Source organism: Gordonia araii NBRC 100433, from assembly GCF_000241265.1.
GTDB classification, from domain to species: Bacteria; Actinomycetota; Actinomycetes; order Mycobacteriales; family Mycobacteriaceae; genus Gordonia; species Gordonia araii.
On record NZ_BAEE01000087.1, the window covers coordinates 1 to 14,410 of the forward strand.

Consider the following 14,410-nt stretch of genomic DNA (forward strand, 5'->3'; position numbering starts at 1 on the left):
AGCAAACCTTGGGTCCACGATCTGGAACATGTCTATCGGATCAGAAGAAGCCTTCTTCGTCCTCGTAGTTCGCAATCTGCTTGAGCTCTTGCCAGGAGTGAACTACCTTGGAATCAGTGAAGTAAGGGTCGTCGGGAACAGCATCTTCACTGGGTACTAGGACGCTTTCGGTAAGCTCTGGATGGAAAACAAGGCGTTGATCGACCATGAGTTCAAATATCAACTGCGCGACCGAATCCGATAGTGCTTCCGAATTGTGAATCATTATCGAACGTGCCGACTCAACGACGTCAAATGATGACTCTGCCAGTTCCATGACTGTTACAGCCGAGACCGTCGATTCGAAGGTTGGGTCGAATACGTCGCGCGCGACACGCCGTGCTCCATTCCGTTCCATGATCGTTAGTGTTCGATCAAGATCGAACCGGTCGTACCCATCAGGGCGATGTAAGAAGTAGCCCACGGCGGCTATCCCTCCTTAGGAAGATGGCGAATAACTACACGAGATAAATCGATACCCTCCTCTTTGTACAACTTTATTGCCAGCTCCATCGACCTCCGCTCAAGAAACGAGATACGGAGCCGATACCCATCAGGGAGAGCGCGAAGTTGGCGTCTTATTTCCGGTATCAACTGTTCCGCGATCCAAGGCTTAAACTGTCCGTCCTTGTTGATGGAGCTGTCGTACTGTCCTTTGGCTTCTTCCATGAATTTGTTGTGGTAGTCGATGCCGTCGTAGGCGACCTTCTGGATTTTGCCGTTCTCATCGATGTACTCAACCTCGTACTCGACAGCGACGGGCAGGCCAGAAACCTGGGACTGGTGTTCGGCATTGACACGGGCACCCTTACCGCCCATGTTCCGGTCCTTCTTCACCACGAACCGTCCGTTGCCGGGTCGTTCGGTGGGTGGCAGGCCTCTGATCGCGGCGGCGTGATCTTTGACGACTTCGTGGAGTTGGTCGATCTCGGCTTTACCGAACGCGGTCGCCTCGACGTGGATCTGCGCTCGGATGGTGCCGCCACCACGGGCGGGTGGGTAGACGGCCGGGCAGGTGATCTGGGTCGAACCGTTCGGCGGCATCGCAGTACTACCGCTACAAGTGTTGACCACCGCACCGTTGACACTGATCGTGATCCGGTAGTTCGCATAGACCGAATGCGGCGTCACCTCAGGGTCGGCGGTGATCCGATTACCAATCCCAAACGTCACGGTGCAGGCCGTCGCCCCGCACGGCGACGGGCTGAAACGCCCCGTCGCGGTCCCCGACACCTGCATCCGCGGGTCTGTGGCGCGCCGCAACTCGCTGATCTTGCCCGCATAGTCGCGGTAGAACCGTTCGGTCTGGGCCGCGTTCATCATGTCAGTGTTGATATCGGCGCCAGCCCACTTGTCGCCCTTCTGACCGCCACCGGTCAACGAATCGATGCGGATCCGCTCGATCGTCGGCGGCTCCGGCAACGGTAACGGCGCTCCCGCACCGCCAGCATCGACCAGTTGAAACACCGGACCGCTGGCGCCGAGGGCGGTCGGGGTGGTGGTGATCGGCGGTGGTGAAACGTTCACCGACCGCGGATCGGACACAAACGTGGTGACACGTCCGCTGGTGATCGGTGTGGCGAGCCGCCCGTTCACCACGACCGGGTCACCGACCGTCACATTCTTGCCGTCGAGCAACGCCGGATCCAAGAACCGGCCCAACTGGCCCGGCGCCAACACCGCAAAGTCGACACCGAAGAAGTTTTTCGGCATTTCCACCGGCCGGCCCGCCAGCTTCACCGGTGACTGCGGCGGGTTCAGCTGCTGCCACCCAGCGACATCACCGGTCAAGAAAGTACGGCCAGCGGCGGTGAGGAGTTCGAACTCGTGACCACCGATCAGCACCGTTCCGGCCAACTCGCCGGTGTTGCCCGCGACTACATCAACATCGACATCAGTACCGCCGGGCGTGACGATCCGGCCGGTGAACCGCACCCCCGGGGTCTGCACCAACCCAACCTGTGCGGCCGCCAACTTCATCCGCGCCATCTCCGCCGCCGACGGTACCGCCGCACCAGTCACCGTCCGCGGAACCAGACCCACCACCACGACCAACCCGCAGAGGACGACCAGCGCCACCGCGAGCGCCAGCACCACACGACGACCCCCACCACGCCTTTCCCGCAACGCCGGAGCCGGATACGACCCAGGCGACACCCGACCCGACGACAACGGGCGTTGCGGTCCAGGCTGATTCGGTGCGGCGGTCACGCCGCGCAGACTATCAGCGCGGTCCGTCACGCTCGGCCCACCAACGCCGCAGTTCCGCCTCCGCCTCGTCGCGATCGAGGGGCCCGCGGTCCAGCCGCACCTCTTTCAGGTGCTTCCACGCCTGCCCGACCAGCGGTCCGGGCGGGATGCCGAGGAGCTCCATGATCGCGTTACCGTCCAGGTCGGGCCGGACGCGCTGCAGATCCTCCGCCGCCGCGATCTCGGCGATCCGCCGCTCGAGGTCGTCGTAATTCTCCTGCAGCCGCTTGGCCCGGCGCTTGTTACGCGTCGTGCAGTCCGCGCGGACCAGTTTGTGCAGCCGCTCCAGCAAAGGACCGGCGTCGTTGACGTAGCGCCGCACCGCCGAGTCGGTCCATTTGCCGTCGCCGTAGCCGTGGAATCGGAGGTGCAGGAACACCAGCTGCGAAATGTCGTCGACCATCGCCTTCGGATACTTCAGCGCGCGCAGCCGCTTGCGGGTCATCTTCGCGCCGACGACCTCGTGGTGATGGAAGCTGACGCCGCCGCCGGGCTCGTGGCGCCGCGTCGCGGGCTTGCCGATGTCGTGCAGCAGGGCCGCCCAGCGCAGCACCGGATCGGGGTCCCCCGTCTCCAGGTCGATCGCCTGCTGTAGCACCGTCAGCGAGTGCGCGTAGACATCCTTGTGCTGGTGGTGCTCGTCGATGGTCAGCTTCATGCCGGGGATCTCCGGGATGATCTCCTCGGCGAGCCCGGTCTCCACCAGCAGATCGATCGCCTCCAGGGCGTGCTCCCCGCAGATCATCTTGTCCAGCTCGACGCGAATCCGTTCGGCGGTGATCCGGTTGATCTCGGGCGCCATCGCCCGGATCGCGTCGAAGGTGCGGGGCGCCACGGTGAACCCGAGCTGGGCGACGAAACGGACCGCCCGCAGCATCCGCAACGGATCGTCGCCGAACGACTGCTCCGGCTCGGCGGGGGTGTCGATGACGCCGGCCAGCAACGCCGACATCCCGTCGAGCGGGTCGTGGAAATCGGTGGCGCCGGCACCGGTGATCGCGACGGCCATCGCGTTGATGGTGAAGTCGCGGCGCACCAGGTCGCCGTCGAGGCTGTCACCGAAGGTGACGTCCGGGTTGCGGCTCACCTTGTCATAGACGTCGCTGCGGTAGGTGGTGATCTCGACGAGATGATCGCCCTTGCGAGCGCTCACCGTGCCATAGGCGATGCCGGTGTCCCAGACCGTGTCCGCCCAGTCCTCCAGGATCGCCACCACGGCGTCCGGCCGCGCGTCGGTGGTGAAGTCGAGGTCGTTGCCGAGCCGGTTGAGCACCGCGTCGCGCACCGAACCGCCGACGAGGAACAGCTCGTGCCCCGCGTCGGCGAAGAGTTCGCCGAGCGGGTTGAGCACGTCGCCGAGGTCGCGCAGCGACACCGCCGCCGCGGCCAACAGTCGCGCACGCCGCAAATCGGACTCGGTCACGGGGTCAAAGCCTATCGTCTCCGCGGACACGTCCGCGCAACCGCGGCGTCCACGGGAAACTTGAGGTTAAGGGCGGCTAGCATCGAAGCGTGTCCGCTGCCCAGCCCTCTCCGACCCCCCGCGACGACGCGGGTGCGGGCGAAGGCACGTCGCAACACCCCGGAAGGCGACGTCGCGGCCGTCGACGACGGGGCCGCGGCGGCGGTGGGGGACAGGCACAGAGCGCCGGTTCCGGGGCCGCGGACAACGCGCCCGAGCGCCCGCACGATCCTGCCGACGGCACCGCCGCCCGTCCGAAACCCGGACCCAAACCGGGTCCGCGCCTGGTCTCCGAATCCGACCGAACCGGGGCGACGACCCCTACGCGCGACGGTGAGCGTCATCCGCCGAAGCCCTCCGACCTGGTCACCGCGGCGGCCAAGCGCGCCAAAGCGGCCACCTCCGGGCAGCGCAAGGACCGTGCCCGCAACCGCGGTCGCGGCGGACCGCGCCTGCGCACCGTGCGGGAGACCTCGGCGGGCGGACTCGTCATCTCCGACCTGTCCCGGCCGTTCGACGAGCTGTCGGCAGCACTGATCGGTCGGGTCGACCGGCGCGGCCGGATGATGTGGTCGCTGCCGAAGGGACACATCGAAACCGGGGAAACCGCGGAGCAGACCGCGATCCGGGAGGTGGCCGAGGAGACCGGTATCCACGGTTCGGTCGTCGCACCGCTGGGCAAGATCGACTACTGGTTCGTCAGCGAGGGCCGGCGCATCCACAAAACCGTGCACCACTATCTCCTGCGCAGCACCGGTGGCGAACTGTCCGACGCCGACTACGAGGTCGCCGAGGTCGCCTGGGTGCCGCTGGTCGAACTCCCCAAACGGCTCACGTACTCTGACGAGCGACGATTGGCCCGGATGGCCGAGGGGGTCATCGCCGAGTTGACCGCCGATCCGGGCCGCTTGGCGCAAAGCGAAGCCGAGAACATCCGGACTGAGCCCAACGACTATGAGAAAGCCGCAGCCGCACGCAACCAGCGTCGGAAGGACCCCACGCCGCCACCGTCCGCGCGCCGGCGCAGGCGCCGCGGTGGTCGTCGGCCGACGCCGCCGGGTGACTAGCGTGCCGTGCCGCCAGGGCAGGGCCCGGCCGCTGGCGGCACTTCTCCTCCTGCTGGGGCTCGTCGCCAGTCCAGCACTCGGGATCCCCGGCGCCGACGCAGCACCCGACCGCACCGCGCCCGGCCGGTCCGCGACGCCGGACACCTCCACCGGGTCGGATCTCCCCACGTCGGAAAGCGGCAGTCGGTTCGCGAAGATCTCGATCAACGGGGTGAAGCCGACGGTGGTCACCACCGCGACCGGGCCGAACGTCGTGGTAGCCGGCACTGTGCACAACACCGGCGACCGCATCCTGCGCTCCCTGCACATCCGGCTGCAGCGCGGTCAGCCGGCGCGACGCGCGGTCGACCTGCGCCGAGAACTGGCCGACGACCCGGCGACCTTCGAGATCAACGGCCCGTTCACCAAGATCGCCGACGAGCTGGCGCCGGGCGCCGGCACGGGCTTCTCCCTGAGCCTGCCGCTGAGCGGCGCGAACGGCCTGCGAATCACCGACCCCGGCGTCTACCCGATCCTGGTGAACCTCAACGCCACCCCCGACTACGGTGCGCAGGCGCGGGTCGCCGACTCACGCACGCTGCTCCCGGTGCTCTCCCTGCCGCCCAATCGGGAGCGCGCCCGCGAGTTCGCCCAGGACCCGACGGCCCCGGCCCACAGCGGTCTCGGCCCCGACGGTTCCATCGCCGCCAACACCCGCTCGCCGGCACGATTCACCATGCTGTGGCCGCTCGCCGCGCCCTCGCAGGTCGTGCCCGGCCGGGTCGGTGCCGGAGCGACCGACCGGATCGTGCTGGTGAACGAGGATCTCGCGCGATCGCTGGCTCCTGGCGGTCGGCTTCGCAACCTGCTGGCGGGTCTGCGCCCGGTCATCGGCGCGGCCGACGACGATCCGCGCGCCGCCGTGCGCAACGGTCTCTGCCTGGCGATCGACCCCGACCTCCTCGTCACGGTCTCCGCGATGACCCGGGGCTATGGCGTGCTCGCCGACCCCGACGATCCGGCCGGCGGAGCGCAACCGGGCACCGGCGAGGCCGATGCCAAGGGTTGGCTGGCGGAGCTGACCGCCATCGCCGCGCGGCAATGCGTCGTCGCCCTGCCCTACGCCGGGGCCGACCTCGACGCCCTGCACCGCGTAGCCAACACGGAACTGACCCGCCTCGCGGTGAGCGAGCCGGCCGACCTCGTCGACAGCATTCTCGGTGTCAAGAGCGTGCGCGGCATGGCCATCCCGGCGATCGGCGCCATCACCGACGACGGTGCCGCCGAGCTCGCCAAGGCCGAGGTCCCGTCCGCCCTGACGTCGGCCGACAGCATCGCGCCACGCGCGCGGAGCAACCCGGCCGGGCAGTATCTGGCCGACGGCGTGCGGGTGGCCACCTTCGACCAGGCCATCAGCGCCGCCCTCGGAGCCGCGGGCAGCAGCCCCCGCACCCCGGTCCTGCAGGGCGAATCCGGCCGAGTCGATCTGACCGGCGAATCCACCGTCAGCAGGCGCCAGGCCGCGCTGGCGGCGCTGGCGTTCCCGTCGATCGCCGTGCCCGATCCCCGGTTCCCGGCCCGACCGGGTGACCCCCTGCCGGTCAGCGGTCGCAGCTCGCTGATCTCGCCCCCGAGCCTGTGGTCCATCACCCCCGAGGATGCGGCCGATCTGGTGGCCACCGCCGGCCTGCTGCTCCGGGCCGGAGCCGCGACGGCCACCCCGCTCGCCGACCTCACCGGTGCCGTCGCACGCGCCAGCGCCCCCGCCCGGCTGGTCGCACCGCCGGGATCGGCGCTGGCCGGCGGTCCCTGGTGGCTGCCGTCGACACAGGCCGCCACCTCGATCGACTCGTCGGCGAACCTGACCTGGCAACTGCAGGGCGCCCTGGTCAACACGCCTTCAGCCGCCTCGACCCCGCAGCGCTACATGGCGCCGCTGCGGTACGACCTGCTGCGGGCGATCCCCAGTCCCACCGCGGCGACCCCCGGGACCGCTACCGCGATGCGCGGGACCCGCGGCGAGCGCGTCACCGCGGTCGCCGACACTCTCCAGCTGATGCGCGACTCGGTGTCCATCCTCGACCCCGGCGGGAAGTACACGCAGGTTTCCGAACGCAGCCCGCTGCTGCTGGTGACCCGCAACGAACTCGCCCTGCCGATCAGGGTGCGGATCGAGACCGCGGCGCCGCTCGACTTCGACATCGGCGACGTCGGCGTCATCGAGATCCCCGCCCGCGGCACGCGCCAGGTTCAGTTCCCGGCCCGTTCCGAAACGTCGGAAGCGACGTCGGTGACGTTCACGCTCGTCTCCTCGTCGGGGGTGCTCCTCGGTGGCGAGCCGATCAAACTGTCGGTGAACTCGAACGCCTACGGCAAGCCCTTGTTCGTCGTCACCCTCGTCGCGGCCGCGATCCTCATCCTGCTCGTCGCGCGGCGCCTCTGGCACCGCTTCCGCGGCGAACCGGATCCGGCCGACGCCGATCGGCCGGAGGCCAGCGCGCAGGACCGCTTCCTCGCCGGACGGGACTACACCTGGCGACACAATGAGGCCGCCCACTCCACCGCGCCCACCGAGGCCGCCAACCCACCGGGCGAAGCCCACCGGCACCCGGCAGACTCGGAAAGCACCGATGACTGACCGCGACGACGCTGAGCCGGAATTCGACGCTCCCCCCGGTGGGTTCCGGCCGCTGTCCGGACCGCTCGCCGACCCCGATCACCCGGCCGCGCAGCCCATGCCGGGCCGGGCGCCGTCGCGGCGAATCCCGCCGCCGCCCCGGCCGGCTCCCCGTCGGCTCCCGCCCAATCCCCAGCCACCGGCACGAGCCGCACAGGCAGCGTCGAAGACCTCCGACGCCTCCGTGATGCGCACCGGAGGGTCGATCGCGCTCGCGACGCTGATCAGCCGCATCACCGGATTCATCCGCACGGTCCTGCTGGTGGCCGTCCTCGGCGGCGCGATCGCGTCGGCCTTCCAGGCCGCCTACGTGCTGCCGAACATGATCGCCGAGGTCGTCCTCGGCGCGGTACTCACCGCCATCGTCATCCCCGTCCTCGTCCGCGCGGAATCCGAGGACCCCGACGGCGGTCAGGGATTCATCAATCGCCTCTACACCCTGACCGTCGTGCTCCTCGGCACGGCCACCGTCATCGCGCTGATCGCCGCGCCGCTGCTGACGCTGATGAACGTCGGGTCCGGCGGCGAGGTCAACCGCCCGCTGACCACCGCGCTGGCCTACCTGCTGCTGCCGGAGATCCTGTTCTACGGGCTGTCCGCGCTGTTCATGGCGATCCTCAACGTCAAGAACGTGTTCCGGCCGGGCGCGTGGGCGCCGGTGCTGAACAACGTCGTGCAGATCGCCACCCTCGCACTGTTCTACGTGATGCCGGGCGAACTGACGATCAACCCGGTCAAGATGACCAACCCTCAGCTCCTGGTGCTCGGCATCGGCACGACCCTCGGTGTGGTCGTCCAGGCCGCCATCCTGTTGCCGTACCTGCGCCGCGCCGGTGTTCAGCTCCGCTGGAAGTGGGGGCTGGACGCCCGGCTGCGCAGCTTCGGCAACATGGCCGCCGCGATCGTCGTCTACGTGCTCGTCCTGCAGGTCGGACTCGTCATCACCTACCGCATCGCGGCCACCTACGCCGAGTCCGGAATCATCGCCTACGCGACGCACTGGCAGCTCCTGCAGCTGCCCTACGGCGTTCTGGGCGTCACGATTCTGACCGCGCTGATGCCCCGGTTGTCACGCAACGCCGCCGCCGACGACACACGTGCCGTGCTCGCCGACCTGTCGCTGGCGACCAGGCTCACCATGGTCTCGCTACTGCCCATCGTCGCCTATATGAGCTTCTTCGGCACCGAGATCGGCCTGGCCATCTTCAACTTCGGCAACTTCGGCGAAGGCGACGCCAGCCAGCTCGGATCGGTACTGGCGTGGGGCGCCTTCACCCTCATTCCCTACGCGATGACCCTCGTCCAGCTCCGCGTCTTCTACGCCCGCGAAGACGCGTGGACCCCGACGGCCATGGTCATCGGGATCACCGCCGTCAAGGTGGGCTCCTCCTTCCTGGGCCCGGTCCTGTTCGACGACCCCGACATGATCATCCGCTGGCTGGCACTGTCGAACGGGCTCGGCTACCTCGTCGGCGCCATCGTCGGGCACTACCTGCTCCGCTCCCACCTGGGCAACGAGCGCATGCCGGCGGTCGCCCGCACCACCGTCATCACGCTGGTCGCCTCGCTCGCCGCCGTCGGCCTGACCTGGGCGCTGGCCCGGTTCACCCCGATCGACCGTCTGGCGTCGTCCTGGGGGAAGGTGGGGCCGGTGCTGTACGTCGGCTTGACCGCCGTCTTCGCGCTCGGTCTCGCCTACGCCGTCATGGCCGCGGCCAAGGTGCCCGACGTCGTCGCCATCACCACGATGGTCCGTCGCGCCCTCGGACGCTTCGTCCCCGCACTGGCACCGTCCTCGACGGACTCACCCACTGCGGACGAAACGGCCTTGACAGTTCAGTTTCCACGGATTGGCGCCGAGGAATCGCTACCCTACTCTGGTCAGGTCGAGGTCGTGCGGCGCTTCGATCGGGGAACCGCGACGTGGCAGTCCTTCACAGTCCACAGCGGCGGTGCAGTCGGCACCGGCAGCTTCCCCTATCAGCCGCGCGGCGCCGACGGTCGCGCCCGACCGGATATGCGTTACCGCAGGAGAGGAATGCCGATAATGAGCGACGGCACCGGCAAGGACGCCGCGTCAGGCTCCATCGAGGACTCCTCCTCGACGGAGGCACCGGCCGAGGAGCCAACCTCGACCGGCACCGACGCGAACGCGGACGCCGCACCGCCCGGTCAGCGGCTCCGCGGACCCCGCCTGGTGCCCGGGGCCGCCGTCGCCGGCGGTCGGTACCGGCTCATCGCCCACTGCGGCGAGTCGCGCGGACTGCACTTCTGGCACGCCCGCGACATCAACCTCGACCGCGACGTCGCGCTCACCTTCGTCGACGCCGAGCAGCTGGCCGAGCCGCCCAAGGCCGGCGAGACACCGAGCGCACACGGCCAGGGGCCGCAGGCCGTTCTCTCGCGCACGCTGCGCATCGGGAATCTGAACTCCGCCGGCGCCGCCCGCGTCCTCGACGTCATCCGCGGATCGTCGGGCGGCATCGTCGTGGCGGAATGGGTGCCCGGTTCGTCGCTGGCCGACGTCGCGGCCACCCGCCCGTCGCCGATCGGCGCCGCCAGGGCCGTCCGCGCACTGGCCGCGGCTGCCGAAGCCGCCCACCGCACCGGTGGCGCCCTGTCGATCGACAGCCCCGACCGCATCCGGATCTCCACCGAAGGCGACGCGGTCCTCGCCTTCCCTGGCACGCTGGCCGGCGACGACAAGACCTCCGACGTGCGCGGTCTCGGCGCCGTGCTCTACGCCCTGCTGCTCGACCGGTGGCCGCTGACCGCCGACGCCGCCGCCACGACCACCGAGAAGGAGACCTCGGACCGGGTCGGCGGAATGCATCCGGCGTTGCCCGACGACCAGGGAACCGGACCGATCGAGCCGCGGCGGGCACGTCCCCAGGTTCCGTTCGAGATCTCCGCGGTCGCCGCGCGCGCTCTCGCCGGCAACCAGGGCATCCGAACTGCCGCCACCGTCCAGCACGTTCTCGACCAGGCGACCGTCCTCGACCTGCCCACCGACATGATGCCGCCGGTCGACTCCGACGGTAAGCCGATCGCCCCGCCCCCGGGTGCCGCGGCGAACGCCGATGCCGCGGGAACGCCCGCGACGCCGGAACGCAATATGACGTTGCTGGTCGGGCTCGGCGCCGCGGCTCTGCTAGTCATCATCGCCCTGATCATCGTCCTGGCCAAGATCTTCGGCGGTGACTCGCCCGCCGCGAACATCGATGCCATTCTGACCTCGACCTCGTCGGTCGCGCATGACCAGCCGGGGGCGGCGATCCCGCTCCAGACGGTCAGCGTCGTCGACTTCTCCGACCAGCCGGCCGATCCGTCGACGAATGTCGAACACGTCATCAGCGGCGCCTCGCCATCCTGGCACACCGATCATTACCAGCAGTCGGCCGACTTCGGCGGTCTCAAGCCCGGCGTCGGCCTCATGTTCAATCTCGGCGGCACTCGCACCGTCCGTTCGGTCACCGTCGCCACACCCAACCCCGGCTTCAAAGTCGAGTTGCGCACCGCCCCGGCCGGTGCGTCGAACCTCGAGGCGACCACGAAAGTCGCTGAGGCGACGGTGAATTCAACGGAGACGACCATCGCCATCCGCGAACCGCAGGCGGCACCGTTCATCCTGCTGTGGATCACCTCGCTGGCGCCGTCGCAGCAGAATTACGGCCAGTACGAGGCCACCGTCAAACAAGTCACGATGAAGAGCTGAGAATCGCCACACATCGCATTGTGCTTTGGGATTGTTAATCGTTTCTTCGACTTATCCCCAGGATTCCGGGAACCGTGCGGAATCGTTCCCGAATACGCCACCACTGCTTATTGTCGTGCCTATGAACCGGGGGGAACTGGAACATTTCAGTGATGCGCAATTGCTGGAAGCGCACGTCAACGGCCATCGCCGCGCCTTCACCTTGCTTGTCCGGCGTCATCATGACCGCATGGCGGCGGTCGCCTATCGCACCATGAATGATCCGCAAGAAGTCCCCGACGCATTGCAGGATGCGTGGACGAAGGCGCACGAGATGGCCGCCCAGTTCCGCGCCGACTCCCAAGTCTCCAGCTGGCTGCACCGGATCGTCGTCAACGCCTGCCTGGACCGGATGCGCCGGTCGCGCGTGCGCGGGGCCAAACTCGTCCCGGAGTTCGACGCCCAGCTGGCCGATCCGTGCGACCGCACCCGCGATGTCGACCTCGCCATCTCCATCAACCGCGCGATGCGCCTGCTGCCCGAGGATCAGCGCAGGGCGATCCTGCTCGTCGACGTCGAGGGCTACTCGGTCGCCGAAACCGCCGAACTGCTCGGTGTGGCGACGGGGACGATCAAGAGCCGCTGCGCCCGGGGACGCCTGCGACTCTCGGTGATGCTGCGCAGCCTGCGCGCCGCCGTCTAGTGTCCCGTTTCAGAAATTCGTCGATGGTTGCCGTGAGGACGATGTGCGATCTGGCAAGGCGGAGGAGGTGCCGATAGCGGTAGCTATCGGCACCGACGACAACGCAGCCAGGCGTGCATCGGACCGCGGCAAGCGCGACAGGAATCTTTGAAACGGGACACTAGATTACCGGTCGTCAAAGGCCGCCACGCGGGCGTGCCGTGCGTCGTAAAGTACGAACTGTCCCCACCGCGAAAGCTGCCGACGATGTCAGACGAGAGTGAAGTGTCCCAAGCCCTGCCCGAGCCGCCTTTCGCACCCGAGCTGATCGCCGACCTGCACGCGGGTCTCCTCGACGAGAAGACGGCCGACCATGTCCGGGCCCGCCTTCCCGAAGACCCCGACGCCCAGGAGACGCTCGACTCCCTGACGGCGACGGTCGAGGCGCTGCGCGGCACACCGGCCCCCGCGGTCGCCGTTCCGCCGGAGCTGCGGGCGGCATCTGAGGCCACCCTCGCGCGGCTGGCGGGCTCGCCGACCGAGCCGCCCGCCGACGACGTCACGCCGTCGCGTTCGGGCTCGCGTTTCTCGACGGCGTGGCTGGTCGCCGCGGCGGTCGTCGGCGTCCTGCTCGGCGGTGTGGCCGTCGCGGCCGTCATGACCCCCGGACGCCTCACCGCTCCGCCGGGCGGTCAGGTGGTCACCAACACCGACGTCGCACCCCTGCTCGCCGCCGCCCGGGCGCCCCAGGCCGAACCGATCGACCCCAACCGGCTCGCCCGGTGTTTGGCGGCCAACCGGTTGCGCGGCGCGGCCATCATCGGTGCCGGCTATCTCGACTATCGGGGCCACGACGCCCAAGTCATTCTGACGCCGACCGGCCAGCCCGGACGGTTCAACGCATTGGTCACCACCCGCGACTGCGACGCGGGCAAACCCGGCACCTTGGCCCGCGCCGTCGTGGCGGAGTAGCGGGGCCCACAGGCCATCCGGGAACATCGCACCCTACGCTGGTGTTGAAGCTCCACGACGCCACGAACGAAACCGAGAAGGACAGACCGTGAGCACAAGTTCCGATGCGGACACCATCCACGAAGTCATCATCGTCGGCTCCGGCCCGGCCGGATACACCGCGGCGATCTACGCGGCCCGCGCCGAGCTCGCGCCGCTCGTCTTCGAGGGCACCCAATTCGGCGGGGCCCTGATGACGACCACCGAGGTTGAGAACTTCCCCGGCTTCCGCGAGGGCATCCAGGGTCCCGACCTCATGGATGAGATGCGCGAACAGGCCCTGCGCTTCGGCGCGGACCTGCGCATGGAGGATGTGGACGCGATCCGCGTCGACGGCGAGATCAAAGAGGTCGAGGTCGCGGGCGAAGTACATCGCGCCAAGGCGATCATCCTCGCGATGGGCGCCGCGGCGCGCTACATCGGACTCGACGACGAGCAGCGCCTCCTCGGCCGCGGCGTCTCCTCCTGTGCGACCTGCGACGGCTTCTTCTTCAAGGAGAACGACATCGCTGTCGTCGGCGGCGGTGACTCCGCCATGGAGGAGGCCACCTTCCTCACCAAGTTCGCCAGCAAGGTCTACCTGATCCATCGTCGCGACGAGTTCCGCGCCTCCAAGATCATGCTGGAGCGCGCCCGCAACAACCCCAAGATCGAGTTCATCACCAACGCCGCGGTGGACGGCCTGGTCGGCGAGGATTCGCTGACCGGCCTGGTCCTGCGCGACACCCGCACCGGCGAAACGCGCGACCTCGCCGTCACCGGCATGTTCGTCGCCATCGGGCACGACCCGCGCAGCAACCTCGTCGCCGGCCAGGTCGAGCTCGACGACGAGGGCTACGTCACGACCGTCGGGCGCAGCACCTACACCTCGGTCTCCGGCGTCTTCGCGGCCGGCGACCTCGTCGACCGCACCTACCGCCAGGCCATCACGGCTGCCGGCAGTGGCTGCGCCGCCGCGATCGACGCCGAACGCTGGCTCGCCGAGCACGCGTCCGCCCCGGCCGCCGAGGCCGCGGCCACCGTCTGAACTTCCCGCCGATAAGGAGCCGACATGGGAACCCATACGACCGACGTCACCGACGCCACCTTCGCCAACGATGTGCTGGCCTCGACGAAGCCCGTGCTCGTCGACTTCTGGGCGACCTGGTGCGGACCCTGCAAGATGGTCGCACCGGTACTCGAGGAGATCGCCCGGGATCACGGCGACAAGCTGACCGTCGCCAAGGTCGACGTCGACGCGAATCCCAGCGTGGCGCGCGACTACGAGATCATGTCGATTCCCACGATGAAGCTGTTCTCCGGCGGCGAGGTGGTCAAGACCATCGTCGGCGCCAAAGGCAAGGCCGCACTCCTGCGCGAGCTGGATTCGGTGCTGGGCGCGTCCTGATCCGGCCGCTGCCGTGAACTCGGCGACACCGATGAGCAATGCTGTGCCGTTCATTTGTGTTGGCCAAGATTGACCTGACACAATTGGGCCGATGCCGGTGTCGTCATGCGACCTGTGTGCGACGTCGGCGCAAGAGTGGTGATTGATCCTTAATCACCTTCG

At 68.5% G+C, this 14,410-nt stretch carries 10 protein-coding genes; 7 read left to right on the top strand and 3 right to left on the bottom strand.

Features of this window, described 5'->3' with window-relative positions; genetic code table 11:
- Nucleotides 1-40: 40 nt before the first annotated feature.
- From GOARA_RS17585 to GOARA_RS17595, 3 genes are all read right to left on the bottom strand, one after another.
- Nucleotides 41-463, bottom strand: coding sequence for a hypothetical protein (locus GOARA_RS17585; protein ID WP_007323783.1), 423 nt, complete (start codon nt 461-463; stop codon nt 41-43).
- A 5-nt stretch (nt 464-468) separates the two neighbouring features.
- Complete coding sequence (locus tag GOARA_RS17590) at nt 469-2,136, bottom strand: Tox-REase-5 domain-containing protein (RefSeq protein WP_007323784.1); 1,668 nt, start codon at nt 2,134-2,136, stop codon at nt 469-471.
- Between the two features lie 127 nt (nt 2,137-2,263).
- Entirely contained in the window at nt 2,264-3,712 is a 1,449-nt protein-coding gene (locus GOARA_RS17595) for a CCA tRNA nucleotidyltransferase (protein WP_007323785.1), read from the bottom strand.
- 89 nt (nt 3,713-3,801) lie between these two features.
- Between GOARA_RS17595 and GOARA_RS17600 the strand changes: the two genes are divergently transcribed.
- The 7 genes from GOARA_RS17600 to trxA all read left to right on the top strand — a co-directional run bounded on the left by GOARA_RS17600 (nt 3,802) and on the right by trxA (nt 14,248).
- The gene (locus tag GOARA_RS17600) at nt 3,802-4,818 is read left to right on the top strand and encodes an NUDIX hydrolase (protein ID WP_007323786.1); all 1,017 of its coding nucleotides are present in this window, start codon (nt 3,802-3,804) and stop codon (nt 4,816-4,818) included.
- A complete protein-coding gene (locus GOARA_RS17605; RefSeq protein WP_138947766.1) occupies nt 4,811-7,435 on the top strand; it encodes a DUF6049 family protein in 2,625 nt (874 codons plus the stop codon). Before GOARA_RS17600 ends, GOARA_RS17605 begins: the two co-directional genes overlap by 8 nt.
- Before the next feature lie 226 nt (nt 7,436-7,661).
- The gene (locus GOARA_RS17610) at nt 7,662-11,189 is read left to right on the top strand and encodes a murein biosynthesis integral membrane protein MurJ (protein WP_007323789.1); all 3,528 of its coding nucleotides are present in this window, start codon (nt 7,662-7,664) and stop codon (nt 11,187-11,189) included.
- A 121-nt stretch (nt 11,190-11,310) separates the two neighbouring features.
- A complete protein-coding gene (gene sigM / locus GOARA_RS17615; protein WP_007323790.1) occupies nt 11,311-11,871 on the top strand; it encodes an RNA polymerase sigma factor SigM in 561 nt (186 codons plus the stop codon).
- 246 nt (nt 11,872-12,117) lie between these two features.
- Complete coding sequence (locus tag GOARA_RS17620) at nt 12,118-12,822, top strand: anti-sigma factor family protein (protein WP_007323791.1); 705 nt, start codon at nt 12,118-12,120, stop codon at nt 12,820-12,822.
- 88 nt (nt 12,823-12,910) lie between these two features.
- On the top strand, nt 12,911-13,888 hold the full coding sequence (trxB, locus tag GOARA_RS17625) for a thioredoxin-disulfide reductase (RefSeq protein WP_007323792.1): 978 nt from the start codon (nt 12,911-12,913) through the stop codon (nt 13,886-13,888).
- A 24-nt stretch (nt 13,889-13,912) separates the two neighbouring features.
- Nucleotides 13,913-14,248: a thioredoxin gene (trxA, locus tag GOARA_RS17630; RefSeq protein WP_007323793.1), complete on the top strand. Its 336-nt coding sequence runs from the start codon at nt 13,913-13,915 to the stop codon at nt 14,246-14,248.
- Nucleotides 14,249-14,410 lie beyond the last annotated feature (162 nt).